This is a genomic window from Enterobacter cloacae complex sp. FDA-CDC-AR_0132, from assembly GCF_003010695.1.
GTDB classification, from domain to species: Bacteria; Pseudomonadota; Gammaproteobacteria; order Enterobacterales; family Enterobacteriaceae; genus Enterobacter; species Enterobacter ludwigii.
In genome coordinates, this window is sequence record NZ_CP027618.1 from 4,618,536 (window position 1) to 4,645,069 (window position 26,534).

General features: G+C 54.2%; 23 protein-coding genes. 4 read left to right on the plus strand and 19 right to left on the minus strand.

The features are described from left to right. From tap to AM379_RS22470, 7 genes are all read right to left on the minus strand, one after another. Window positions 1-1,602: a methyl-accepting chemotaxis protein IV gene (gene tap / locus AM379_RS22440; protein ID WP_032678436.1), complete on the minus strand. Its 1,602-nt coding sequence runs from the start codon at window positions 1,600-1,602 to the stop codon at window positions 1-3. Window positions 1,603-1,646: 44 nt separating this feature from the next. After that, window positions 1,647-3,311, minus strand: coding sequence for a methyl-accepting chemotaxis protein II (gene tar / locus AM379_RS22445; RefSeq protein WP_020883382.1), 1,665 nt, complete (start codon window positions 3,309-3,311; stop codon window positions 1,647-1,649). An 84-nt stretch (window positions 3,312-3,395) separates the two neighbouring features. Then, entirely contained in the window at window positions 3,396-4,358 is a 963-nt protein-coding gene (locus AM379_RS22450; protein ID WP_020883381.1) for a Csu type fimbrial protein, read from the minus strand. Beyond that, window positions 4,355-6,739 carry a fimbria/pilus outer membrane usher protein gene (locus AM379_RS22455; RefSeq protein ID WP_106504280.1) on the minus strand — a complete coding sequence of 795 codons (2,385 nt, stop codon included), beginning with the start codon at window positions 6,737-6,739 and terminating at the stop codon, window positions 4,355-4,357. The genes AM379_RS22450 and AM379_RS22455 overlap by 4 nt, the downstream gene beginning before the upstream one ends. Beyond that, window positions 6,715-7,476: a fimbrial biogenesis chaperone gene (locus AM379_RS22460; RefSeq protein WP_014170669.1), complete on the minus strand. Its 762-nt coding sequence runs from the start codon at window positions 7,474-7,476 to the stop codon at window positions 6,715-6,717. The genes AM379_RS22455 and AM379_RS22460 overlap by 25 nt, the downstream gene beginning before the upstream one ends. A gap of 16 nt (window positions 7,477-7,492) precedes the next feature. After that, window positions 7,493-8,041 carry a Csu type fimbrial protein gene (locus AM379_RS22465; RefSeq protein WP_032678438.1) on the minus strand — a complete coding sequence of 183 codons (549 nt, stop codon included), beginning with the start codon at window positions 8,039-8,041 and terminating at the stop codon, window positions 7,493-7,495. A 12-nt stretch (window positions 8,042-8,053) separates the two neighbouring features. Continuing rightward, the gene (locus tag AM379_RS22470; RefSeq protein WP_032678439.1) at window positions 8,054-8,626 is read right to left on the minus strand and encodes a spore coat protein U domain-containing protein; all 573 of its coding nucleotides are present in this window, start codon (window positions 8,624-8,626) and stop codon (window positions 8,054-8,056) included. Window positions 8,627-9,056: 430 nt separating this feature from the next. Between AM379_RS22470 and AM379_RS22475 the strand changes: the two genes are divergently transcribed. Further along, the gene (locus AM379_RS22475) at window positions 9,057-10,316 is read left to right on the plus strand and encodes a dicarboxylate/amino acid:cation symporter (protein ID WP_025203835.1); all 1,260 of its coding nucleotides are present in this window, start codon (window positions 9,057-9,059) and stop codon (window positions 10,314-10,316) included. Between the two features lie 189 nt (window positions 10,317-10,505). Here AM379_RS22475 and cheW read toward each other — a convergent pair whose 3' ends face one another. The 6 genes from cheW to flhD all read right to left on the minus strand — a co-directional run bounded on the left by cheW (window position 10,506) and on the right by flhD (window position 15,935). Next, window positions 10,506-11,009 (minus strand): chemotaxis protein CheW, encoded by a 504-nt coding sequence (gene cheW, locus AM379_RS22480; RefSeq protein ID WP_014170674.1) that lies wholly within the window; start codon window positions 11,007-11,009, stop codon window positions 10,506-10,508. A 19-nt stretch (window positions 11,010-11,028) separates the two neighbouring features. Then, window positions 11,029-13,062, minus strand: coding sequence for a chemotaxis protein CheA (cheA, locus tag AM379_RS22485; protein WP_020883375.1), 2,034 nt, complete (start codon window positions 13,060-13,062; stop codon window positions 11,029-11,031). Window positions 13,063-13,066: 4 nt separating this feature from the next. Continuing rightward, entirely contained in the window at window positions 13,067-13,996 is a 930-nt protein-coding gene (motB, locus tag AM379_RS22490) for a flagellar motor protein MotB (RefSeq protein ID WP_014170676.1), read from the minus strand. After that, the gene (motA, locus tag AM379_RS22495) at window positions 13,993-14,880 is read right to left on the minus strand and encodes a flagellar motor stator protein MotA (protein ID WP_008500417.1); all 888 of its coding nucleotides are present in this window, start codon (window positions 14,878-14,880) and stop codon (window positions 13,993-13,995) included. Before motA ends, motB begins: the two co-directional genes overlap by 4 nt. Before the next feature lie 123 nt (window positions 14,881-15,003). Next, window positions 15,004-15,582 (minus strand): flagellar transcriptional regulator FlhC, encoded by a 579-nt coding sequence (flhC, locus tag AM379_RS22500; protein ID WP_014170677.1) that lies wholly within the window; start codon window positions 15,580-15,582, stop codon window positions 15,004-15,006. Window positions 15,583-15,584: 2 nt separating this feature from the next. Continuing rightward, window positions 15,585-15,935, minus strand: coding sequence for a flagellar transcriptional regulator FlhD (flhD, locus tag AM379_RS22505; protein WP_020883374.1), 351 nt, complete (start codon window positions 15,933-15,935; stop codon window positions 15,585-15,587). A gap of 796 nt (window positions 15,936-16,731) precedes the next feature. Here flhD and uspC point away from each other — a divergent pair. After that, window positions 16,732-17,160, plus strand: coding sequence for a universal stress protein UspC (gene uspC / locus AM379_RS22510; RefSeq protein WP_014170679.1), 429 nt, complete (start codon window positions 16,732-16,734; stop codon window positions 17,158-17,160). Between the two features lie 15 nt (window positions 17,161-17,175). On the opposite strand, the gene otsA is transcribed toward uspC, so the two are convergent. The 6 genes from otsA to AM379_RS22545 all read right to left on the minus strand — a co-directional run bounded on the left by otsA (window position 17,176) and on the right by AM379_RS22545 (window position 23,999). Next, entirely contained in the window at window positions 17,176-18,600 is a 1,425-nt protein-coding gene (otsA, locus tag AM379_RS22515) for an alpha,alpha-trehalose-phosphate synthase (RefSeq protein ID WP_106504282.1), read from the minus strand. Further along, complete coding sequence (otsB, locus tag AM379_RS22520; RefSeq protein ID WP_106504284.1) at window positions 18,575-19,378, minus strand: trehalose-phosphatase; 804 nt, start codon at window positions 19,376-19,378, stop codon at window positions 18,575-18,577. The genes otsA and otsB overlap by 26 nt, the downstream gene beginning before the upstream one ends. 176 nt (window positions 19,379-19,554) lie before the next feature. Further along, window positions 19,555-20,535 carry an arabinose ABC transporter permease AraH gene (gene araH / locus AM379_RS22525; RefSeq protein WP_014884358.1) on the minus strand — a complete coding sequence of 327 codons (981 nt, stop codon included), beginning with the start codon at window positions 20,533-20,535 and terminating at the stop codon, window positions 19,555-19,557. Window positions 20,536-20,549: 14 nt separating this feature from the next. Then, window positions 20,550-22,064, minus strand: a complete 1,515-nt coding sequence (araG, locus tag AM379_RS22530) for an L-arabinose ABC transporter ATP-binding protein AraG (RefSeq protein ID WP_020883372.1) — start codon at window positions 22,062-22,064, stop codon at window positions 20,550-20,552. A gap of 71 nt (window positions 22,065-22,135) precedes the next feature. Beyond that, window positions 22,136-23,125, minus strand: coding sequence for an arabinose ABC transporter substrate-binding protein AraF (araF, locus tag AM379_RS22535; protein ID WP_020883371.1), 990 nt, complete (start codon window positions 23,123-23,125; stop codon window positions 22,136-22,138). Between the two features lie 316 nt (window positions 23,126-23,441). Next, the gene (locus AM379_RS22545) at window positions 23,442-23,999 is read right to left on the minus strand and encodes a DJ-1 family glyoxalase III (protein WP_106504378.1); all 558 of its coding nucleotides are present in this window, start codon (window positions 23,997-23,999) and stop codon (window positions 23,442-23,444) included. Window positions 24,000-24,505: 506 nt separating this feature from the next. Here AM379_RS22545 and AM379_RS22550 point away from each other — a divergent pair. Then, on the plus strand, window positions 24,506-25,009 hold the full coding sequence (locus AM379_RS22550) for a non-heme ferritin-like protein (protein ID WP_020883369.1): 504 nt from the start codon (window positions 24,506-24,508) through the stop codon (window positions 25,007-25,009). A 175-nt stretch (window positions 25,010-25,184) separates the two neighbouring features. Next, window positions 25,185-26,528: an anaerobic C4-dicarboxylate transporter gene (locus tag AM379_RS22555; RefSeq protein WP_020883368.1), complete on the plus strand. Its 1,344-nt coding sequence runs from the start codon at window positions 25,185-25,187 to the stop codon at window positions 26,526-26,528. Window positions 26,529-26,534 lie beyond the last annotated feature (6 nt).

Below are 26,534 nucleotides of genomic sequence, written 5' to 3' on the forward strand. Positions count from 1 at the left end.
TCAGGATACAACTGGCACGGCCTGCGACCGCCCGACTTCTGTTACTGCTTCAACGTGCTCTTTCACATTAAATACCGCGACCAGCCCGGTCAGATGATCCGCCTGGCTGGCCAGTTGATCGGTTGCCGCTGCCGCTTCCTCCACTAACGAGGCGTTTTGTTGCGTGACCTGATCCATCTGGCTTACCGCCTGGGCCACCTGCTCAATTCCGCGACGCTGTTCATCGGACGCAGAAGCAATCTCGCCCATGATGTCGTTAACCCGCGTAACGGAGGTGACGATTTCGTGCATGGTTTTCGCCGCCGTGTCCACCAGGGCAGAACCTTGCTGGACGCGCGAGACGGACTCTTCAATCAGCCCTTTAATTTCTTTCGCGGCGTTGGCGCTGCGGCTCGCCAGATTACGGACTTCACCGGCCACAACCGCAAAACCACGCCCCTGTTCACCGGCTCGTGCCGCTTCAACGGCCGCGTTCAGCGCCAGAATGTTGGTCTGGAACGCAATACCGTCAATCACGCTGATGATGTCGCCAATTTTCTGTGAACTGGCGGCAATGTCCTGCATGGTACTGGCCACGTGAGAGGCCTGATCGCCCCCCTTCTTCGCCGTCATCGCCGCCTGTCTGGACAGGTCAGACGCCTGACGCGCGTTATCCGCGTTCTGGCTTACCGTCGCGGTGAGCTGCTCCATGCTGGCAGCCGTTTGCGCCAGCGAAGCTGCCTGCTGCTCGGTGCGCGATGAGAGATCGTTATTGCCTGCCGCAATCTCCGAGATCCCGGTGTGCATGGCATAACTGCCCTGTCGCACATCGGAGACCGTTTCCCGCAGGGCGCCCTGCATCGCCTTCAGGCTGGCAAAAATCGCCGAAATTTCGTTCTTGCCGTACACCGCCACCGGACGCGCCAGGTTACCCTTCGCAATACTGTCGAAGTGGCTGCTGACGATCGCCAGCGGTTGCACAATCATTCTGCGCGACCAGTACAGGGCACCGCCGGTCAGCAGCACCGCCAGAATCACCACCACGGCAAAAATCACGCCTGACATATGGTAGTTTTTACGGCTGTCATTCCCGGCGCGTTGGACAAACTGGTTAATGTTCTGCTGCCAGGCATTAAAGCTCGCGTCAAACGCCACCTGGGACACCTGGACTGGCGCGGTCATAAAGTCCGAGAGCTGGTTGTTCTCAAGCCAGGTCGCCTGGTGATCCAGGTCGCTGTGCCACTGATCAAAACGCTTCTTCATCGCGACTTTCAGCGCCTTCACTTCCGCGCTGCCGGCGTCCTGTGCCGCGAAGGCGTTAAACTGCGCGTCAGCCTGCTTCAGGCTGACGCGCGCGGTCACCATCAATGCCTTGATGTCATCCGGCGGATAACTCAGGGCGGTTAAGGTTCCCGCTTTGTTCAGCGCCGTGCTTGCCTGCAACAGTACGGCGCGCGTCTGTGCCACGGCGGCGCGCTGCTGGTTACTCGCCTCAACTTCCTGCAAATTCTGATAGCCATCGCGAAACGCCCAAAAAGACAACCCGTTACTGCCAACCTGCAACACACCGCAAAGGATCAGAATCAAAAACAGTGTGGTCGAGATACGAATACGATTTAACATCCACGCTCCCATCATGCGGCAAGCAGCCGCGGTTTAAATGTCAGTCAAAATGTTTCCCAGTTTTCATGTCCGGTCGTCGCTGCAGGTTTACGGGTCGCTGCCGCTGCTGCGGCAGGCGCGAGATACGTTGCTTGCGGGGTGACCGTGTTTCCAGCGAGTGAAGCGAGACGAAACGCCGAGACGGCCATCTTCAGACGGCTTGCCTGGTCTTCCAGCGCAGCGGCCGCCGCAGCGGACTCCTGCACCAGCGCGGCGTTTTGTTGTGTCACGCGATCCATTTCCGATACCGCCAGAGCAACCTGGTCGATACCACGACTCTGCTCATCCGACGCAGAGGCGATTTCACCCATGATGTCCGTTACGCGGGTAACGGCATTCACGATGTCATTCATGGTTTCCCCTGCGCTTTCTACCAGCACGGAGCCGGTATCGACGCGGGAAACGGAGTCTTCAATCAGGGCCTTGATCTCTTTCGCCGCGTTGGCACTGCGGCTGGCAAGGTTGCGCACTTCCCCGGCCACCACGGCAAACCCGCGCCCCTGCTCGCCCGCACGTGCGGCTTCAACGGCGGCGTTGAGGGCGAGGATATTGGTCTGGAAAGCGATGCCGTCGATAACGCTAATGATGTCGGCGATTTTCTTCGAACTGTCGGCGATTTCGTGCATGGTTTTCACCACGCCGTCCACCACGCGACCGCCTCGCTGCGCCGTTTCGGACGCGCTTTCCGCCAGCTGTGAGGCCTGACGGGCGTTGTCCGCGTTCTGCTTCACGGTCGCGGTAAGCTGCTCCATGCTGGCGGCGGTCTCTTCGAGCGCCGACGCCTGCTGTTCGGTGCGCGACGACAGATCGTTGTTGCCCATCGCAATTTCGCTGGTACCGGTATAAATGGCTTCCGATCCGTTACGCACGTTGGCGACGGTCTCAATTAGCGAGCGCTGCATATGATCAACGCTGTTTGCCAGCTCGGTAATTTCATTGCGCCCGGAGACGGTCAGCGTTTTGGTCAGGTCACCACCGGCAATCTCGCGAATGTGGGCAATGACGCGACCGAGAGGATTAAGCAGGATGTGGCGAATGCCGTACCACACGCCCACCAGCACGATGACCAGCGCCAGCGCCATGACGGCCATCTGCCATTTGGCAAAGCGGTAATCATTCTGGCTTTGCGTAAAGGCCGAGTGATACAGGTCGCCACTGGCTTTGGCGTATTCCCCGAGTGCCGCACCAAGGGCGTTTTGCATCCCCTGGGTAGGTTGCGCGAAATACGCGTCCATGTTGCCGCTTTCCAGGAACTGAATAAGCTCCGTCAGACCGGCATAGTAGGCGTTGTACTTTTCATCGATATTCTGGCTCACCTGCGCCATGGCAGGCTGTGGCGTGATTTTCTTAAAGGCGTCGTAGTGTTTCGCTGCGTCAGCAAGGGTCGCCCGCGCATTTTTCAGCAGTTCCGTTTTCGCACTGCTCTGCTGATTATTTGGATCCATCATCATGCGGGCGGAAGAGCGGCTCAGGTTGATACGCGTTTGCAGCATCAGATCCCACGTCGACGTCAGTTCACTCTGCTGTACGCGGAGATCGTTCGAGGCGGCGAAACTGTCCTGGTTTTGTTTAAGTGACGAGAAAAAAAGCCCGCCGGAGGTAAGCTGAAGAAGTGCGAAAATGACCAGCACCATCATAAGCATTGTGACAACGCGGATACGGTTCAACATACAACACCTTCTCATAGATTTATTAACGGTGTTATCGGCACTGACTACAGGAACTTTACATTTGAGAAAGGGAAAAGCGCGGGGTTAAAACGCAACGTCAACGATCAGCGTGTCGGTGTAGGTGCCGGCAGGCGGCGTAGACTGGCTGGTAAGGACTTTGGCAGTGTAGTTGTAGGTTCGCAATAAACCGTCGGTACTGACCTGCGATGAGGTTGCGCTGGTCCAGCGCTCGGTACCGCTGCCACCCCAGCGGTTGGTCGTGGCTTCTTTATAAATGTCGTAACTCATGTAGTTACTGCCGCTCACCATGCGGCGAACATTATTCAGCGCGTTGGCACCATTATTAATTCCGATAGTGTAAGTGCTTCCTTTGGTACAGGTGACGGCAATCGCCTGCGAGACAGTGGGGAAACTTTGCACCAGCGGCGCACTGTTGAAGTTGACGTCAGGCGTGGTCATGGCGCTGCAGTCGTTGGTAACGGTCATGTTGAGAAGAATACTGGTGGTCGCCGTGCCTGTCTGGGGAACGGTGCAAAGGCCCAGCACGCCCACGGAACAGACGCTGTAGTTGATGCTGAAGGTGAGCAGCACCTGATAGGGCCCGGCTGTGACGTTTTGTCCGGCAACGGTGCGGAAATAAAGCGGAATGCTGTACTGTTTTGACCCCAGTAATCCCAGCAGGGTGTTGCCGCTCCAGGTATAAGCTTTGCTGATTTGCACTTCGCTGTTGCTCGAACACCCCGTTAACCCGCACAACCGGGTGGGGATCACATCCGTGATGGCCGCATTATCGGTGCGTTTCATGGTGGCACGGCTGTTGCCTGAAACCGACGCGGCGGTGTAGTTCAGCGTCACCGAGTCGTTGGTCAGAAGATTGAGCACAGCGTCGCATGCCACGATCAGCCTGCCGGTGGTTTCGACCTCCCCGGTTCCGCTGAGCGCGAACGAGGTGACGCTACCAAATGACGCATTTACCGTACTGACGGTACACGCCGCCCAGCCGCCGCCAGAAAACAGCAGCAGCATCAATAGCAGTAAGCGCTTCACCGTTCCTCCCGGCAAATCAGCGGTCCGTATGTCTGCAGCTTATGTTCCGGGTTGGCCCCCACGGTCAGCGTGGCCGAGCAGTGTTTTCCGTCTGGCGTAATCACCTCAAGCGGGTTCACATCGCTGAGATTTTCCAGCCAGGCGATGCCGTCATACCCCACCACCGCATTGTTGCGCGAGGCACGTCGAACCTGGCTTCCCACCGGAATAGCCTGCCCCTGCTTGTCATGCAGAATGACGCTTGCCACCCGCTCCTGCTCCATCGGGAAATCGACCAGATAACCGCTGTGGCGGCGAATAGCGATCCGCCGCTCTGTCTCTTTCAGCCGGGTATCCGCGGGCAGATTAAGGGTATCAATGCGATAACTGGCCGGGTAATAAGCCGATACACCGCTGACCAGCAGGTAGCCGTTATTGTTCGTTTTGCCGACCGGCTGGTTTTCATAACTGACGGGAACGTCCGGGTGACCGTCGGTGCTGATCACCACAAACGCATCGTTGATTTTGTTTGCCGCAAATAGCTCGCCGTCCATCAGCACAATCGCGCCCATCGCCTCTCCCCACCAGGTCATCATGTCCCTTTCGCCATAACCACCGCCCTGAAGTTCGATGTTGTTATTGCGCCAGCCCAGCGTTCCCTGCTGATAATCATTGGCTTTCGACTGGTTGGCCCATGCCATGTTCCAGCTAAAGCCACCGTCGGAAGGCATGGAGTGGTTGTAGTTGATACGCTGCGTGCTGCCGGCATCTGGCGTGTTTTCATAGGTTACGGCGGCACTGTCACGCTCTCCCAGCGGCACCTGAAGCGACATGGCCACCGTCCAGTCTCCCCGCTGCTGATCGCGGCTTGCGGCCAGATAAATACTGCTCGCCCCCCACAGATTGCGGCTCCAGGAGAGATTCAGCAGTTCGGTTTTTTGGTTGTCAAAGCTCTCCACGCCGATCCACGCAGCACCGAGACTGCCATACTCGCCCAGGTTAAAGGTGAGAGAGTACTGGTCGGTGTTGCGACTAAAACTGGCGATGGGCCGGTCATTTTCGTCATAGACCGTAGGTTGGTCATAGAGGGCGAGGTTGCCAAAGTCGCGATCGCGCCGCGTATGCTGTGTCGCTACACTAAATTCACTGGTACTGTACTGATAGCCCCAGTTGATTTGCCCGCCATTATCTCCGCGCATACGGCTTTGAGAATACGCGGTATTCACGACGCCAAACCGACCCAATTTAACCACCGTCCCCATCCCGCCCAGCGCCAGTGCTTCTGCCCCTTCGGCATGGCCCTCCAGCGTCAACCAGTCCGTAACGCCATAGCGATACGACCCACTACCCGCCGCCGGGCCGTAGTCAAAATTCTTGATGCCGTAATTACGCCGCAGGCTGCCGAGCGTCACCGCCCCGTCGCTCAGGCCCTGTTTCAGCAATTCGCTGGTGACGTAAAACGGCAGCGTGGTACTCACCTGGCGCCCCAGCGCATCGGTGGTGACCAGTACCGCGTCCCCTGCTCCGTTGATATAGGGCAGATTGGTCAGGGTGAACGGTCCCGGCTGAAGCTGGGTCGAGCCGGAACGATAGCCATTGATAAAGAGATCCACCGAGGTGGGAACCGCCGCTTCGCCCGAGAACTCTGGCAGTGGCCAGGTCACGAGGTCAGGACGCAGGGAGAAATCCCGCCCGTAGCTGATCCCGCCCATGCGCACGCTGGTGCTCCAGCTCAGGGCATCGCTGATCACATCCCCGGCGGTCCAGGTCGTTGCCTCGTCCTCGTTCGTCATCAGAAGCGTCGTGTCATAGCGCACATACCCTTCCTGCTGACCGTCGTTTCCGGTGAAATTTTCCCGGGCATAGCCGGTTGAAGAAAAGGAGCCGTTCTCATTGAAGTAGCGGAATTCATGCCAGAGCGAGGCCTGTCCGCCGACATGTTCCGTATGGTTGGTGTAGAGATCGTAATTGAGCAGTGCTCCACGCCCGAAGTGTGGTTTGCTTTGTGACATTTGTCCGCTGAAAGGGGTCACGCGTGAGGCGACCCAGTCGGCCGGAACGCCCAGCAGCAGACGCTGCGCCGCGCTGTCGTACTCTACGCGCACCTGCGGCAGGGTAGAAAGGTTCACGTCTCCGGCAGGCACATGCTCCGGCGGAAGCCCTGCCCGCAGCAGGTCGGCGCTGGAAATAAAGAATGCCCCCTCGCGCTGCGTCACGGGCACCACCATACCGGTGTCGTAGTGATTCAACACAATCGAGAGCTGAAAGACCGCTTCGCCGTTCAACGCCTGAGCCTGCGGCGGCGGCGGTAAACTGTCATCGCCGGGCTCAGCCCAGGTGCTGGTACTGACGCAGAGCAGGATCATCATCGCCGGTTTCAGTTGACGGGCGTCGACTGCCATTGCGTATCCCTGGCATTAATCTGCGCGCTCAGCCGGTCTGGCTGACCTATTCCGGCCGGGATTGACCAGGTGCGGGTGCTGCCCGCAAGCACATACCCGAGTAATCCGTCTGCAACCGTCCGCTTCTGCCCGCCCTGCTCCAGCGCCACCTGGCTGAGTTTGACGTGCACATCCCCCTGATTACGGACCTCCAGGGCAGGATGTCCCTTCTCCTGCGTCACCCGCCAGCTCAGATTTTTGGTCTCCACCAGCGCATGATGCGCCCCCTCTTTTAGGGTCGGGATCCCCTGTCCATAAACGAACAAAGGAATGGAGTAGCGCATTTGCAATTTCAGGCCAATGGCCGGCTCGGCTTTGGCATCCGGCTGGGGGATTTCATCCACAATAATGCGGTAGGCCTGTTCGACGCCGAGCGGCACCGTACCCTGCTTAATCAAACGAATAAGCTGCTTACTGCCTTTGCCAATGGTGACGATGGGCGGGCTGGCCACCACGTCCTGCTGTGCGGAGTAGCGTTCATAACCGCCCTCCTGCTTCCAGCGCACAATGCGGACCTGCATTGTCGTTGCGCTGTTCCCCTGATTCTGGATCCATAATTCAGTGGCTTTGGCATCCGCTGACAACCACGGATCGATGGGCCACAACAGAATGGTTGCCGCCGCCTGCGCCTGGCCTGTCGCCGCAGCCATTCCCCCCAACAAACTCACCAGACAAAGGTGTCTGAAAAATGGCTTCATCGACTGTCTCCCTTTATCACCATGACAAGGTCACGGTGAGCTGATCAGAATACGTTCCTGCCGGGCTAAACCCGGTCAGCAGCGCCACGCCAAAAAGCGGCAGCGCAATGTTATTACTGTTGGTATAGGTCACCGGTATTGCCTGATTGACGCCAATTTCGCTGTTCGCCGCCAGCGAACTGCTGCTGTAAAGGCGATATCCCACCACTTCCGTTCCCCCTGAGCGCTTCATACGCCGAACGGAGGAGTAATTCTGTCCGCCGTTAATGCTCATACTCAGCGCCACGCCGGGCGTGCAGGCGATGGACAAGGCCCCGTTAGGCACAAAACTGGTGCTCACCGGGGCACTCTCCACCCCGTTGTGGGTACCGAAATCGAGCGTACCGAAAAGTCCTCCGCTGCCCGTGGATACCGCGCACCCGGGCACAATGGTCGCGCTGACCTTAAATGACTGTGACGTCACAGCACCCGCCGCAGGCACCAGCATCAGGCAGACGATCAGCGCGTACAAAGGGTGCACGATCCCCTCCGCGCTGTTGCGCAGACGCAAAATGGATGCCTTCATGGCTGCGTGAAACTAGTAGGTGACGCTGACGTTAATCGTGTCGGTGTAGGTACCCGGAACGACCGTAACGCTGTTACCGCCCCCGGTAATGCGCCCGAAAAGTGTGTAACTGTCGATGCCCCCGGCGGTTGACGCTATTGGTAGTGCCGCGTTGTTGGCAACGACGTTGTTAAATCCGCTGTCGCTATACAGGCTGTAAGCCACACCCTGTGCAGCATTGGTGGTGTTGACCAGATAGCGCGCAGGCGTGCCTGGCGTCCCCACGACGGTACCCGGCGCGGTGGAGTTGGTATTCCCGGTGATCGCCACCGTATAGCTGGCGGTCGTACATTGAATGGTGAACGTGTTACCGCCGCTGGCACCGGTCAACTGCGTCGTCAGGGTGGAAAACGTTGCGGGATGGGTGCCGAAATCCAGGGTCCCGAAGTTAATGCCATTTTGCGTGGGCGAGCCGTTTATCAGACAACCGTTCGTCAGGGTTAACGTCGCGCCAATAGTACCGCTGCTGGTCACCGCCAGCGCCTGTTGGGCTGTTGTCGCCGTCAGCAACGTGCCTGCACAGATCAAAAGGAGTTTTCTTTTCATTTACCACCCTCCAGAAGACATTTCCGTTCGCTTGCCACATTTTATTTTTGCTGTTCAAGATGTTAGCCCCACTTAACGTTCCTCTTCCGGGGGTTATTGAGAATTTAGTTTATGGATACCGCTTCGACCACCCGCGCCGCGGAGGGCAAGACTGATGGCTTATTGACTGAATATTTATTTATAAAACAGGATGTTAATACTTTGTGAATGCCTTATTTCTCGTATACGCAGAGGATATATCCATCGAAATGTGATCTGCATCACAATATATCGTCGAGGCGTTAACAACAAAATTAATAAAAATTAAAAACTAGTTGTATCTCCCTCCGCTTTACTTCAATTTATGTGCCGAATAATTTCCTGCGTCGTAATAAAAAATCTATATACATCGGCGCAGACGGCAACCAAAGCGCATAGAGGGTCTTTTTTCGTGGCAAGTGCAAACAAACTCACACTCTTCATCGTGATATTCATGCTGGCGGGTATTCTTTCAGGGGCGGCGATTCATGAGTATGCCTCTGCGGATGCCATCAAAGCATGGTCGGATAACATCACGCTGCTGACCGATATTTTCCTGCGTCTGATTAAAATGGTTATTGCGCCACTGGTCTTCAGCACGCTGACCGTGGGCATTATGAAACTGGGTGAAACCTCCACCATTGGTCGCGTGGGCGGCAAAGCGATGGTGTGGTTTATTAGCTCATCCGTGCTTTCCATTCTGGTGGGACTGTTTATCGTCACGCTGGAACGTCCGGGCAGCGGCCTGAACCTGGCTATCCCGAAAGAGGCGGTAGACACCGGCCTTGCGGTGGGGGGGATGACGCTGAAAGCGTTCTTGTCCCATACCATTCCGACCAGTATCGCCGGTGCGATGGCGAACAATGAAATCCTGCAGATTGTGGTCTTCTCTATGTTCTTCGGCATTGCCGGCGCGTCGCTGGGGCAAAAATTCAATGCCCCGCTGGTGGCCGCGCTGGATGTGGTCTCCCATATCATGCTGAAGGTGACGGGTTACGTGATGTACGTCGCCCCGCTGGCCATTTTCGCTGCTATCTCATCTGTGATTGCCACTCAGGGTCTGGGCATTCTGCTGAACTACGCCTCCTTTATTGGCGGCTACTACGTGGCAATCCTTCTCACCTGCATGGTGCTGCTGGCCGTCGGTTATATGGTGCTGAAGAAAGAGGTGTTCCGCCTGGTCAGCATGCTGAAGGACCCGGTGCTGGTGGCGTTTACCACCAGCAGCTCAGAAGCGGCGTATCCAAAAACGCTGGAGCAGCTTGAGCGTTTTGGTTGCTCGCGCAATATCGCCTCTTTCGTTCTGCCGATCGGTTACTCCTTTAACCTGGTGGGCTCTATGGTGTATTGCTCTTTCGCCTCGATGTTTATCGCCCAGGCGTACAATATTCACCTGAGCTTCACCGAAGTGACCGTGCTGATGCTGACGCTGATGCTGGCTTCAAAAGGGATTGCGGGGGTGCCTCGTTCGTCGCTGGTGGTCCTGGCGGCAACCATCCCGAGTTTCAATATTCCGGTAGCGGGTATTTTGCTGCTGATGGGGATCGATCATTTCCTGGATATGGGACGTTCAGCGATTAACGTGCTGGGTAACGGTATTGCGACTGCGATGCTGTCGCAAAATGAAGGGGCGCGCGAAGCGGAGACTGAGCTGGTAGAGCAGGAAGCGTAACGGGTTGGCGGAATGGTTTCGTTCACCTTAAGACCAGCAGAAAATACTACGTCTGCAGTAAGTGAATAAGATAAGGGGGCTGCAATAGCCCCCTTAATATGTTCACCGCAGCGGGCGAATCAGATAACCGAAATGCCCGACTGAACGAAACGGTTCCACGAAAGCCTCACAGAACCGTTTAGAGAAACATTACGCCACGTGATTCGCCGCGATATCCAGCAGCGCCATCTCATCACTGTTCAGCAGCTTCTCAATATTCACCAGAATCAGCATACGCTCACCCAGCGCTCCCAGCCCCGTCAGATACTCGGTAGACAGCGTGACCGCAAACTCCGGCGCCGGACGGATTTGATCGGACGTCAGGGACAGCACATCAGATACGCCATCCACCACGATCCCAACCACGCGCTGCCCCAGATTCAGGACAATCACCACGGTGTTTTCGTTATAATCCACGTCGCCCTGGCTGAACTTCACGCGCAGGTCAACGATAGGCACAATCACGCCGCGCAGGTTGGTGACACCTTTAATAAAGGCAGGCGTGTTCGCGATTCGGGTAACCTGGTCGTAACCACGAATTTCCTGCACTTTCAGGATATCGATGCCGTACTCCTCATCGCCTAAAGTGAATACCAGGAATTCCTGCCCTGATGGCTCGCCCGCCAGTTTCGTTACATTACTCATACCGGTCATGTTATTACCTTCTACTTAATCAGGCGGCTGTGTACGCCACACGTTGTTCACGATTTAATCCCTGAAGCGCCGACACATCAACGATCAGCGCCACGCTACCGTCACCCAGAATAGTGGCGGCAGAAATACCTGGCACTTTGCGGTAGTTGCTTTCGAGGTTCTTCACGACCACCTGGTGCTGGCCAATCAGCTGATCAACCAGCAGCGCGTAGCGGCGACCCGCACTTTGCAGGATCACCACGATCCCCTGCGTGGCCTCGGTTTTCGCGCCATCCACTTCGAACACTTTCCACAATTCGACCAGCGGCAGGTACTCACCGCGCACTTCAAGAACGCGCTCGCCACCCGCCAGCGGATGCAGATCTTCTTCACGCGGCTGCAGCGATTCCATCACCGCGTTCAGCGGCAGAATAAAGACTTCGTCCGCCACTTTCACCGACATGCCGTCGAGGATTGCCAGCGTCAGCGGCAGCAGGATACGAATGGTGGTGCCGGAACCTTGCTTAGACTTGATCTCAACGTGGCCGCCCATCTCCTGAATGTTACGCTTCACCACGTCCATTCCCACGCCGCGGCCGGAAACGTCCGTCACCTGCTCTGCGGTCGAGAAGCCTGGCGCGAAGATCAGCATGCCCACTTCTTCGTCAGTCATGTTTTCGTTGACCGCCATTCCCTGCGAAATGGCTTTCGCCAGAATGCGCTCACGGTTCAGGCCCGCACCGTCATCGGTCACTTCGATGCAGATGTTCCCGCCCTGGTGTTCGGCGGAGAGGATCAGATTCCCGACCGGGGATTTTCCGGCGGCAATGCGGTTTTCCGGCAGTTCGATACCGTGGTCGAGGCTGTTACGCACCAGGTGCGTTAACGGGTCGATAATGCGTTCGATCAGGCTTTTATCCAGCTCAGTGGAGCTGCCCATCAGCGTCAGTTCAATCTGTTTATTCAGTTTACTGGCCAGGTCACGCACCAGACGCGGGAAGCGGCTGAAGACATATTCCATCGGCATCATACGGATGGACATCACCGATTCCTGCAGGTCGCGGGCATTACGTTGTAACTGCCCCATGCTGGTAATCAGATCGCCGTGGGTCACCGGGTCCAGTTCGTTAGACCGCTGTGCCAGCATCGACTGGGTAATCACCAGTTCACCCACCAAGTTAATCAGCTGGTCAACTTTCTCGACGGCGACGCGGATGCTGGTGGATTCACTGGAGCGCGCGGCCGGTTTTTCACCACGGCCTGGCGCGGCGGCATCTTTTGGCACCGCTTTCAATACCGGCGCCGCAGGCGCAACGGCAGGCGCGGCCGCCTGAGGAACAACCGCCACCTCTTCCACTGCCGCTGGCACGTCAACCGCCGCCGTTTCAGTTTCAAACGCGATCTGGTCGGCTTCGATAACAAAGCACAGGACCGCCACGATATCGTCCTGGCTGATCCCCTCTTCCAGCGTCGCACTCAGGCTGTCTTTGCCTTTCACCACGTTGCTTAATTTCGCCAGGTTACTCAGCTCTTCTTCAAGCAGGTCAACTTCGTTCTCTTTGAGGCGTGACAGCACCACGCGCACTTTACTCGCAGCGGCGGCCGGGGCCGCCTCTTGTGCGGTAACGGCATCGACAACGCTCAGTTTGGCTGCCGGAACAACGGCTGCGGCTGCGTCACCTTTGGCTTCCAGCGCGAGCTGGCGCAGCGCATTGCAGATGTATTCAAAGCTGGCGGCATCAGGCTCTGCCGAGCTTTTATAGGCGTCGAGCTGTTCCTGCATAATATCTTTGGTTTCCAAAAACAGGTTGATAATGTCGGTATTGAGCTGCATCTCACCGCGTCGTGCTTCATCCAGCAGGTTTTCCATTAAATGGGTCGTTTCCTGCAGGATGGTAAATCCAAACGTTCCGGCTCCGCCTTTAATCGAGTGCGCCGCACGGAAGATGGCATTGAGCTGCTCGGAGTCCGGTGCTTCAGGCACCAAATCCAGCAAGTGTTGCTCCATATCGGCCAACAATTCGTCGGCTTCATCAAAGAATGTCTGGTAAAAATCGCTAATATCCATGCTCACGCTATCACCTCGGATTGGCTGGTGGCGATGTTGGAACGGCAGCCGAAGGAACGGCCCCAGGCTGTTTTAAATCGTCCAGTGACTCATTCTGACTTTCGGCGTTTTCGTGCAGGATGGCCTGCTCCGCCTGCTGGTTCAGCACTAAAAGACTGATACGACGGTTGATGGCGTCATCCGGCCCGCGGTCAGTGACACGCATGGTTGATGCCATGCCGACCACGCGCAGTACCTTGCCATCATCAAGCCCACCTGCCACCAGCTCGCGACGCGAGGCGTTGGCACGATCGGCAGAAAGCTCCCAGTTGCTGTATCCCTTCTCACCCGTGGCGTACGGGAAGTCATCCGTGTGTCCAGACAGGCTGATACGGTTAGGAATACCGTTCAGCACTGGCGCAATGCCGCGCAAAATGTCGCGCATGTATGGCTCAACTTCCGCGCTGCCCGTTTTGAACATCGGGCGGTTCTGGCTATCAATAATCTGTATACGTAAACCTTCCTGCACCAGATCGATCTTCAGGTGTGGTCGCAGGGCACGCAGTTTAGGATCCGCCTCAATCAGCTGATCGAGATCGCCGCGCAGTTTCTTCAGGCGTGCTTGCTCCATACGTTTTTTCAGCTCGTCGATGTTCGGCTCTTTCTTCACCTCACCCTTCTGCTGGGTGTAATCATCGCCGCCGCCAGGGATCGGGCTGTCGCTGTTAGAGATTCGCTGCCCACCGGTCACGGCGGTCGCCAGCGGCGTTCGGAAATATTCGGCAATCTGGATCAACTCTTTCGGGCTGGAGATGGAGATGAGCCACATCACCAGAAAGAATGCCATCATTGCGGTCATAAAATCGGCGTACGCGATTTTCCAGGAGCCATGCGCGCCGTGCCCATGCCCCTTGTGCTTGCGTTTTTTTACGATGACGATCGGATGGGACTGATTTTTCATGCGTCCTCAGTTGTCGTCTGTTGGTTTGGGTTTTTCACCGCACGCACGTGTTCTTCAAGCTCGATAAACGACGGGCGCTCGCTGGAATAAAGCGTTTTACGGCCGAATTCAACTGCAATAGGTGGCGCATAACCGTTAAGGTTAGAGAGCAGCGTGATCTTCACGCACTGCATCATTTTGGTCGTTTCCGCGCTTTTCTGACGCAGAACGCTGGCCAGCGGAGAGATAAAACCATACGCCAGCAAAATACCGAGGAAGGTGCCCACCATCGCATGCGCAATCAGCGCACCCAACTCTGCCGCAGGACGATCCGCCGAGGCCAGCGCGTGTACCACGCCCATCACCGCCGCGACGATACCGAACGCAGGGAGGGAATCGCCCACCAGCGCCAGGCTGTTTGCCGGCACTTCGGATTCGCTTTCGTGCGTTTCAATCTCTTCGTCCATCAGCGCTTCGATTTCGAAGGTGTTCATGTTGCCGCTGATGATCAGTCGCAGGTAATCGACGATGAAATCCAGCATCATTGCGTCAGCGAGAATGCGCGGGTAGCTGGCAAAAATTTCGCTCTCTTTCGGGTTTTCAATATCCCGCTCAAGCGAGAACATGCCCTGCTGACGCGACTTCGCCATCAGACGATAAAGCAGCGCAAGCAGATCCATGTACATGCTTTTGGTGTATTTAGAGCGACGAAACAGCAGTGGAATAGCTTTCAGCGTGCCCTTGATCGATTTACCGTTATTACCAACGATAAAAGCCCCTACCCCTGCGCCGCCGATGATAATAAGTTCAGCCGGTTGATAGAGTGCTCCAAGGTGCCCGCCGGTCATCATGTAACCGCCGAAAACTGTACCGAGAACTACCAGGTAACCTAATAAGATAAGCACGACATCATCCTTCCGCTAGTGACTATGGCAAGGATGTTCAGCTCGCAGCGTTTACCGTTTGCGGGGTAAAAAAAAGCAGCGGTAATTGCTTACCGCTGCTGGAATCTTGCCCACACGTTCGGGTTAAACAGCTTGTTCGATCTGTTCATCCAGCAGTTGTGGAATAATATCGGCAGCTTCCCGGGAAAGTTTACGTCTTTTTACTGCTCGGGATGGAGGCTGGCATAAACTACAGGCGAAGCTGCCTGCAGGCTGATGCGCATGGGTAATAAAATTGCCATCGCAGCAGTTACAGCGCGACAGCTCAAGCATTCCGCTTTCAACAAAACGCACCAGCGTCCATGCGCGGGTGAGCGCCAGCAAAGGACCCTCGTCCTGCTGCGGGCATTGTTCAAGGTAAAGTTTATACGCTTTGATCACGGCATCAACGCCGCTACACAAACCGGTTTTGAGAAGATACTGCCAGGCATTACAGAACATAGAGGCATGAATGTTCTGTTCCCAGGTCATAAACCAGTCCGTTGAAAACGGCAGCATTCCTTTCGGCGGGGGACTACCACGTAACTCTTTATACAATTTGATGAGGCGACCACGACTCAGCTGAGTCTCGCTTTCCAGCATTTGTAAACGAGCACCGAGCGTAATCAGCTCCATTGCTAACTGTATGTCACGCGCTTCCTGAACAATGCTTTTCTCGCTCATTGCTAGGCCCTTTTCTTACGGGCTGCGTCATCAGGCTGGCTGATTTCGGTAAGCAAGCGAGTGGAAAGAAGAATACCGGTATGGATCTGTTGAAGATCGTCAACACGGGAATCCTGCGTCAGACGCGTGATAGTCTGAGGATTGTCAAAACGGAACTGGCAAACCAGTTGGTTTGTTTCCGCCAGTTTAACCATTTGAGGAAGGGTTAACCCACCCAGCATGGTTGCCATTTCTTCATTAATACCCAGACGAAACATCGCGGACGCCTTGTCCTGACTAATCAAACGCTGCGCGAGCAGTAAATACGACAAATTGATGTCATAGATATGTTTTAGCAACTCGGATGTATGCATTGTTCCCATCCCGAATAACCAACTATTATTTTTATGCGGAAAGACCGCACCCCGTGATGTCGCCGGGAAATCACCCGGTATAAAAAAGAAAAGGCTAAATGCATAGTCGAATTTAGGTTTGTATTCATTGAAACGCGCAACAGCTGAAACGCGGTTACGTCTCTTACACGTTTTATCATTTCTTACAAATAACTAAGATTTTTCCTAATTCGACGCAAACTCTACTCGTCAGTTTTGACACATACAATGCAGCTACCCCCAAATTTAAAAAAAATGTGATCTACGTCACACAATTTAAGTGAATATCTCCCATAAATCCATCAGTATGACTTGTAAATTGGTTGTTTTTTGAACGATCAACACTGTTTTCTATTCTTTATGGGCGAATACTCATGCAGGAGCATGAGCAGAAGTGGCATGACATGTGCGGTTCGAAACGTGTCAGCGACCGGATGCGCGTCACAGCGAATCCATCTTAAGGTCACATTTTCATTACCTATAAAAAACATGTAGTTATGCAAAACGCCCATAACAATTGTTTCACATGGTAATCATTAGAAATGTGTTTATAACGCGTTAAAACGATTTAACACCGGAAACGTAAAAAAGTGTGATTCAGGTTAAGTTGTTAATTTTTTTCATTTAGGCACGTTTTCCCGTTATTCTTCTTATAAGAATAATTAATGAATAATTATGATTAGCTTCACACTTATGTCGTATACACCTCTTGCAGATCCGGTGAAATCGCGGTAATGGTGACTAAGACGCTGTCTTTCAGACACCTAAGGAGTGCGTTATGAGTTACTCCCATCTTCTTGTTTCTGTTGCGGTTTCGCCCGAAAGCCATGAACTCATCGCCCGGGCGGTTTCCATTGCCAGACCGCACAATGCCCGTATCAGCCTGATCACCCTCGCGGCCGAGCCTGAGATGTATAATCAACTGGCTGCCCCCATGCTGGAAGATATTCGTGAGGTATTACAGGAAGAAACGCAGCAATTTATGCGAGAGCTGGTAGAAAAGGCGCAATATCCCATATATGACACCATTATTGCGACGGGGGAGCTTAATGCGCATATTCTCAGCATATGCAGTAAGCAGAATATTGATTTAGTAATATGCGGGAATCATAACCACAGCTTTTTTTCTCGCGCAGCCTGTGCGGCGAAATCGATTGTGGCGTCAAGCCAGGTGGATGTGTTGTTAGTGCCTCTTGGGGGTCGTTAAACCCCCAGAGGAAAATCAGGCGAGTTTAGGGAATGTCGCGATCTTTTTTTGCAGGTGGCCTTCATTACTCTGCGGCGCAATATCACGAAGATCGCGAATAAAACGCGCCTGCCAGTGGTTAATATCGTCCTTACGGATCGTTTCCATCATCTCGGCATGGCGGGAAATACGCTCCGTGAGCGGCATCGTCAGCGCACGGTTGAGGGCATTCGCCACGTCGTCACGATCGTAAGGGTTAACGATAAGCGCAGACGTCAATTCATTGGCGGCCCCGGCAAACTGGGAAAGCACCAGCACACCCGGATCGGCGGGGTCCTGGGCGGCGACGTACTCTTTCGCGACCAGGTTCATCCCGTCCCGCAATGGCGTAACCAGCCCGACATCCGCATAGCGGAACACTTTCATCAGGATCTTACGGTCAAAGTGTTGATTGAGATAAAACAGTGGCGTCCAGCCCAACTGACCGTAGCGGCCATTAATGCGCCCTGCTTCCGTCTCCAACTGGTGACGAATATCCTGATAAGCCTGCACTTCACCGCGCGAGGTGGGCGCTATCTGCGTATAGCGGATTTTACCGTGATGCTGCGGGTACTTCTCCAGCAGCGTTTCATACGCCAGGAAACGTTCCGGCAGCCCTTTGGAATAATCAAGACGCTCCACCGAGAAAATATTCTTCACGTGCTTGAGTTCATTCTTAAGCTGCGCCAGTTTGGGCGGCAGCGGACCGGAAGCCTGCTCGGCAATCTCTTCAGGTTCAATACCGATGGGATACACTTCAGTGTGGAATGTCTTGCCCCAGGCCGTATGGGTTTTCCCCCCTTTGGTCACCACTCGCGTTTTGCCGGACACAGAATCAAGGAACGCAAGTCGGTCATTCTCGGTCTGGAAGCCCAGCAGATCGTAGTCACACAGCGCATCCAGCAACTCTTCATGCGGCGGCAGCGCGGTAAAGATTTCCGGCGTCGGGAACGGAATATGCAAGAAAAAACCAATCCGGTTATTCACTCCCCTTTTACGCAACTCTCTGGCGAAGGGCAGCAGGTGATAATCGTGGATCCATAAAATATCGTCATCCTCGATTAAAGGCAGCAGTTTATCCGCCAGCAGCGAATTCACCCGCGTGTAGCCTTCAAAGGACTCGCGCTGGAATTTGACCAGATCCAGACGATAGTGAAACGCTGGCCACAGCACAGCATTGGAGAACTGCGAATAATACTCGTCATAATCTTTTTCGTTTAACGCAAACGACGCCCATGTAATATTTCCGCGCGTCACTTTCTTGAGCGGTTTCTGTTCTTCACTGATTTCACCATTCCAGCCAAACCACAGCCCACCGGCGGCTTTTAAGGCACCTAATACCCCAACCGCCAGGCCACCTGCACTGGATTTTTTATCATCAGGCGGTGCAATTCGGTTAGAGACGACGACTAAGCGACCCATAATGGTTTCCCCCTTTGTTTTGCGCTATTTGTTGTTGTTGCTGGTTAGCGATGTCAGATATCCACTGCCAGACGCTGGCGACATCCGCCAGACGCCATTCGGCGACAGTCTCACCAGGCCCGACCTTGATGGCGATCCCTCCGGCCTGATTCACCACACGAAACCCTGCCTCATCGGTCAGGTCATCCCCAATAAAAACGGGCGTCCTGCCGTTAAAAGGCGGTGTCGCCATAAACGCCGCAATCGCCGCGCCTTTATTGATCCCTTTAGGTTTAAGCTCCACCACGCATTTACCCGGCTGCAGCGCCAGCTCCGGATGTGCATTTGCTATAACGGTCGCAAGCGCAAGCACAGCCGCTTCGTGCTGCGGCGCCTGGCGATAATGCAGGGCAAAGGCCATCCCTTTGGCTTCAAGCTCCGTACCGGGCAGTTCTGCCAGCGCAGACGAGAGTTGTACCTGTAGCGCCTGGATTAATGCGTCGGGGAGTGAAACGATATGCGTTTGATCATGGATGTCGCGGCGCTCCGCTCCGTGTACACCGGCCAGCGGAAAGCGATAAGGCCTGGCAAGCTGGTCCAGTTCGGCCATCGAGCGCCCTGATATCAATGCCACTGCTCCCTCAGTCATCTGCGAGAGCTGATGCAACTTCTGAAGAACCGTGGCGGGGATCGCCACCAGGTCAGGATGCGGCTTTATCTCGGCGAGCGTACCGTCGAGATCAAAAAAGAAAGCATAGTGTCCGGGCAGTACAGGCGGTGCAGTTAACAAGTCAGCCACCCTATTCCTCCTTACGGTTTACGAGAGGTAAACGCCTTTACCTCTTTCATAGCCATGTAAGTATAGACAGTGTGACGTCGCTCGCCATTTGACAACCGCCCCACCAGCAAAACTGGCGAGGCGGTTCGGGGGTCAGCTAAGGTTATTAGTTGAGCAATATAAAGATAGGAAAAACCTCAGACGGTACGCTTCGCTTTTTGCTTGTAACGGTCGAATATCACCGCTGCCAGCAGGATCAGGCCACGAACGACGTACTGAGAGAACGGCGAAATATTGAGCAGGTTCATGGCGTTCTCTACCGTCCCCAGGATCAGGATACCGGCCACCACATATGAGATTTTTCCGATGCCGCCTTTCAGGGAAACGCCCCCCAAAACACAGGCTGAAATGACGATCAGCTCATAACCGATAGAGGTCATTGGCTGGCCACTGGTCATTCGCGACGCCAGAATAATCCCTGCGGCTGCAGAGACCAGCCCGGAGAGAACAAAGATAATAATCTTGGTACGCACCACCGGCACACCGGCCAGACGTGCGGCTTCTTCATTGCCCCCGATAGCCAGGGTATTACGGCCAAACGTGGTCCGGTTGAGCAGGAACCCGAACAGGATAAGACAGGCCACGGTCAGCCAGATTGGCGCTGGCAGCCCCAGCCAGTTAGCGTAACCGAGGGTAAAGAAGCGCTCGTCTTCAATCCCCACCGCTTTACCGTCAGAGATGATATAGGCAAGACCTCGCACAATTTGCATGGTCGCAAGCGTTGTGATCAGGGCGTTAATCTTCAGGCGAGCAATGACAAAGCCGTTTACCAGACCGCTGAGCACGCCCAGTAACAGACCCGCCAGCACGCCAATCCACAGGCTCTCCGTCATGTTGATTACCACAGCCGTGGTGACACCGGCACAGGCAATAACCGAGGCCACCGACAGGTCAAAATCGCCCGAGGCCAGACAGAACAGCATACCGCAGGCCACCATGCCGGACATGGAAATGGCCAGCCCCAGCCCTTTCATATTAATAAAGGTGGCAAAATTAGGAACGAAGATCGCACAGGCGACAAACAGGGCGGCAAAGACCACCAGCATGCCGTACTGATCCCAGATTCGGCCAAAACTGAACGCCGACTTTGGCGCTCCGGATGTAGTAACAGAGGACATCATTAACTCCTTACTCAGGCGACAGCCTGGCTGACTTTAGGCATGGCGAGATTCAACGCCTGTTGTTCATTCGCCTGTTCATGAAGCAATTCACCGGCAATTTCACCTTCACGCATGACGACAATGCGATCGGCGACGCCAAGCACTTCAGGCAGATCGCTGGAGGCGAAGAGCACCGCCACGCCGCGTTTTGCCAGTTCATAGATCACGTTATAAATCTCGTGTTTTGCCCCCACATCGATACCGCGCGTTGGCTCGTCCAGTAAAATGACCTTCATATCCTCCGATAGCCAGCGGCCCAGAATGGCCTTCTGCTGGTTGCCCCCGGAAAGATTCATGATCAGCTGTTCCGGTCCCGGCGTTTTGATATTGAGTGAACGAATGTGGTGATCGGCATTGCTCGATTCCCAGCTATCGTTGATCAGGCATCCTGCGCGGATAAATTTGCGACGGGCGGAGATATTGATGTTGTCACGCACCGAATGCACCGGAATAATCCCCTCCGCTTTGCGATCTTCCGGGCAGAGCATCATGCCTGCCTTAATCGCGTGGGCGGGCTTCTGAATATCCACCGCTGCGCCGTCAATAGACACCACGCCTTCGGTAATGCGCGTGCCGCCGAACAACCCTTTCATTAACTCGCTACGCCCTGCGCCCACCAGGCCGAACAGTCCGACGATTTCACCGCTGCGTACCGATAACGAAACAGGCATGCGTACTCCCGGCGCTTTTACATTATCCAGTCGCAGGCGTTCAGGGCCGTACTCACGCGGTTTCCAGTGGTAAATGTCCCCCAGATCGCGTCCGACCATCGCCTGTACAAGCTGGTCATGGTTCACCTGCGCCATATCGCTAAAGGTGCGCACATAGCGGCCATCTTTAAACACGGTGATGGCGTCGCTCAGGGCAAATATCTCTTCCATACGGTGCGAAACATACAAAATCGTGCGGCCTTCCTGGCGTAACTCCCGGATCACGCGGAACAGGTTTTCGATTTCACGTGCGGATAGCGAACTGGTGGGTTCGTCAAAGGCAATAATTCTGGCGTTACGCGCCAGAGCCTTGGCAATTTCAACCATCTGCCACTGGCCGATGGAGAGGTATTTCAGCGGTGTCTGAGGATCGACATCCAGCCCAAGATGTTTAAGCTGCAGCCCTGCTTCATAATTAAGTAGCGAACGATTAACCACGCCGCTTTTGTGCGGGAGCTGTCCTAAATAGATATTCTCGGCCACGGTCATCTCTGGGATCAGGTGCAGTTCCTGATAGATAATGGCCACCCCGGCATTAAGCGCCGCCGTGGTATCAGCGAAAGCCACCTCTTCGCCACGAATGGCCAGTGTGCCGGTCGTAGGGGAATAGTTGCCGCTGAGGATTTTCAACAGCGTGGATTTTCCCGCGCCGTTTTCACCCATCAGGGCATGAACCTGGCCGGCATAGCAGTCGAAACTGATATCGGTCAGCGCGTTAACACCGGGGAACGTTTTCCCGATGCCGCGAAATGAGAGATACGGATCAGACTGTCGCATAACGTCTCCGTGATTCCTGTAGTGTGTACGTCTGGCCCCTCATGGTGAATGAGGGGCGCAATCACAGCGTATTACTTACCGCCCAGTCCTTTTTTCGCCAGTTCCTCTTTGAAGTTGTCGCGGGTAATCAGCACCACGTCGGTCACTTCAGTAAATTTCGGCGGTTCAGCCCCTTTGGTCACCCAGTTGTAGAGCATTTCACTGGATTTGTATCCGTGTACGTCCGGGCTTGGCAGCAGAGAGCCGTAGAAGCCGGTCGCCTGCGCTTTGGACAGTTCGCTGACGGCGTCAACGCCGTTGATGCCGATACCGATAACATCCGGAGCTTTGAAGCCCTGACCTTCTGTCGCACGCACGCCACCCAGCACGGTGTTGTCGTTCATACCGACCACCAGCCAGTGTTTAACTTCCGGGTGTTGAACCAGCATTGAGTTCGCGGCGTCGAACGCGCCGGGGATATCGTTGGATTTGGTAGGAACTTTATAGATCTGTTTTTCCGGGAAGCCGGCGGCTTTCAGAGCGTCCATGGAACCGGTAGTACGACGACGTGCAGTATCCAGCTCATCAGCCGTGATGGCCATGACGCCCGTCTCTTTTACATCCCAGCCGCGCTTTTGCATCTCTTTATAGAGTTCCTGACCCTGGCGCTCACCAATTTTGGTCGCGGCCATCATTACCAGCGGCACGGTGTCCATTGGCTTGCCTTTGGCATTGACGAACTGATCGTCAACGGCAATAACCTTCATGTCGTAACCGCGCGCTTTAGCCGCAATTGCCGACCCCAGTTTTGGATCGGGTGTACAGATAACGAAACCTTTCGCACCGCTGGCCGCCAGGCTGTCGATGGCGTTCAGGGTTTTTTCACCGTCAGGCACGGCGATTTTAATGACGTCAAAACCTAAATCTTTTCCGGCTTTATCGGCGAATTTCCACTCAGTCTGGAACCACGGCTCTTCTGGCTGTTTTACCAAAAAACCGAGTTTTAAATTCTCTGCGATAGCGGATTGTGACATAACAGCAGCCAGACCAACGGCCGCCAGCGCTTTAGTAAATTTGTGCATGGTAAACTCCAGCTTTAGCATTCTTTTCTGTAGGGAATATTTGCGTGCTTCTTATTTAATCGGACTTAAAACAAGGCATTAGCGCTTACCTCGTCATAAGCGTTATTGCTGGTGATAGTTTTAGCGGGAAATTAATCATCCATAAGAGAGCGCCATCACACCGCAGAATTACAGTAATTGCGTACATAAATTCAGCGGAAAATGACATAAAAATGGCAGGAATTGTCGGACAAATGAAACGGGGTTAAGCAGAATTATCCATAAGATCAGCTAAGAAGTCCCTGAGCGCCGGACGCTCTAGCATCCGGCGGTAAATTTACCAGGCGTAATAGATGTGGTCAGCGTGATCGCGAACGGGCGTTTCGTCACCCAACAGTCGAGCAGCAAGGGCCAGCGCAAAGTCAAAAGCATGACCAAGACCTTTGCCACTGAGCAGGTTTTTATCCTGGACGACCGGTGCATCCACATATTCACCGTCTTTTACCGTCTCCCATAAATCCCCGGAGCAGACGTAGCGACGCCCCCGAAGCAGCCCATTTCCCCCCAGCACGCGCGCCGCTGCTGAACAAATAGGGCAAATCAGCTTTCCGCGCGCGTCATGTGCAGAAATAAAACGGATAACCTGCGGATCCGCGGCCAGATTTGCGCTGCCCTGGGGTCCCCCGGGTAGAACAATCGCATCGTAAAGCGAATCACGGCGTTCTGCTAAGGTGCTGTCTGCCACCATGGGAATGTTATGGTAACTGACCACTGCACGCGACTGCGCGCAGGCCAGAGTTTCCACGTCGATGTTCAGCCGGCGCAAAATATCAATGGTGATAATCGCCTCTGCTTCCTCAAAACCGGGTGCCAACAGCACCGCAACCTTTGCCATCATAAACCTCAATGATTGAAACAAGATAAAACAGTGTTTCATTTTTACATAATCATTAAGAACAATCTTGCACGGCGATCACACACTCATCTTTTAGCGATAAATTGATTTAGCGCAATTTTATTCCTCAAAATATATCCTGATTGATTGATCTGTTTTTCACATCGTCACAGAAGATTCTGTTGCCTTAATATTTTCACTCTTGAAAAAACGAGACAAACAATACACAAACACATAAAAATCAATTAGTTATTAATGTGTTAATTTATATCCACCTGTTTTCATTTCTGTACTATATTAAATTTTGTAATGTATGGTAAACACAGCCTAATTAAGAGTTTTCTTAGACAGAATACAAGGGTATGCTTATTTATATCGAACACAGGAAGTGAATATTCGATCGACTTTTGTCGCCGCAGAAATGCCATTTCTGCATTCCATTAGATGTGCCTGCCGGGTCAGGTTAGCCGCGGACATCACGTCCCACAGTCAATAAGGATATGAGTATGACTACCCAAACGATGATGCAAAAACTCAATGCCCAGTTGAACCTCGAGTTCTATGCCTCGAATCTGCACCTGCATATCAGCTCGTGGTGTTCCGAAAACAGTCTCAATGGCTCTGCCACTTTTTTTCGCAGCCAGGCGCAAAGCAACGTCACCCATATGATGCGTGTTTTTAATTTCATGAAAGCCGCAGGGGCAAACCCAACCGTAAAAGCACTTGATACGATCGACGATAACTACTCTTCTCTGGAAGAATTGTTTGAGAAAACACTGGAACAGTACGAACAGCGTTGCAGCACGCTTAACAAGCTGGCCGATGAAGCCAGAGCACAACACGACACCAAAACCCTTAAATTCTTACGCGATATGGATAAAGCGCAACAGCAGGACGGCATGCTGCTTAAAACGCTGGCGGACGAAATCCATAACGCGCAGCAGGCGGGTTTATGTCCGGAACAAACCGACCGTCATCTGCTTGACCTTGTGACGGTACAGCACCACTGATCATTTTCCTGCTCCCTGACAGGCGCGCTTTTCGGCCTACCGGGAGCAGGTTCCCCCTCTCGTCGCCAACCTTCTGCTTTTGCTAAGATTTAACAAATCAGATCTCGCTCTCAATGATTAACCACACAACATGTAATGATTTATTTAATTACATTATCATTGACGAGGGAGCATCATGATCACCATTGAGTTTATTGTCATCCTCCTCTGCCTGCTGACAGGTACGCGTTTCGGCGGCATGGGGCTTGGGTTGATAAGCGGTATTGGCCTTTTTATTTTATGTTTTGTCTTTGGTCTGCAACCCGGCAAACCGCCGGTTGACGTGATGCTGACCATTCTCGCCGTCATTGGGTGTGCCGCAACGCTTCAGACCGCAGGCGGCCTGAACGTCATGATGCAATTTGCTGAGCGCCTGCTGCGCAAACATCCTCAACACATCACGCTTCTCGCCCCTTTTACCACCTGGATGCTGACCTTTCTCTGCGGGACCGGACACGTGGTGTACACCATGTTTCCCATCATTGCGGATATCGCCCTGAAAAAAGGGATCCGCCCGGAACGCCCAATGGCCGTGGCATCAGTGGCATCGCAGATGGCAATTACGGCCTCGCCGGTCTCCGTGGCCGTTGTGTCACTGGTCTCCATTCTGGGCGCGCAGCATGGGCTCGGCCACGCGTGGGGAATACTGGAAATTCTCGCCGTCTCGGTTCCTGCCTCACTGTTCGGTGTGGCGATTGCTGCGCTGTGGAGTTTGCGTCGCGGGAAAGCGCTAGCGGACGATAAGGAGTTTCAGGAAAAGCTCAAAGATCCGAAGCAGCGTGAATTCATCTACGGCGGGACGGAAACGTTAATGAATCAACGTTTTCCAAAACAGGCCTACTGGTCCACGTGGATTTTCTTCGCCGGCATTGCCGTGGTTGTCCTGCTGGGGGCATTCCCTGACCTGCGCCCTGCATTTGAGATAAAAGGAAAAATGACGGCGTTGTCGATGAACCTTGTCATCCAGATGATGATGTTAATTGCCGGTGCCGTAATGCTGATGGCCTGCAAGGTCAATGCGTCTGCCATTTCTAACGGCGCGGTGTTTAAGGCGGGTATGGTCGCGATCTTCTCGGTGTTCGGGGTGGCGTGGATGAGCGATACCTTTTTCCAGGCGCATCTTGATGAGTTAAAGCTGGCGCTGGAAGGCGTGGTGAAAAGCCATCCGTGGACCTACGCGATTGTGCTGTTCCTGGTATCAAAGCTGGTGAACAGCCAGGCGGCAGCCCTGACGGCCGTTGCGCCTATGGGGCTGATGCTGGGAATCGACCCGAAAATGCTGATCGCCTTTTTCCCGGCCTCTTACGGCTATTTTGTCCTGCCGACCTACCCAAGCGATTTAGCCTGCATCGGCTTTGACCGTTCGGGCACAACCCGCATCGGCAAATTTATCATTAACCACAGCTTTATTCTGCCGGGATTAATTGGCGTTAGCTGCGCGTGTGCGGCGAGCTATCTGCTGGTACAGACGTTCTTTTAAGGTGAG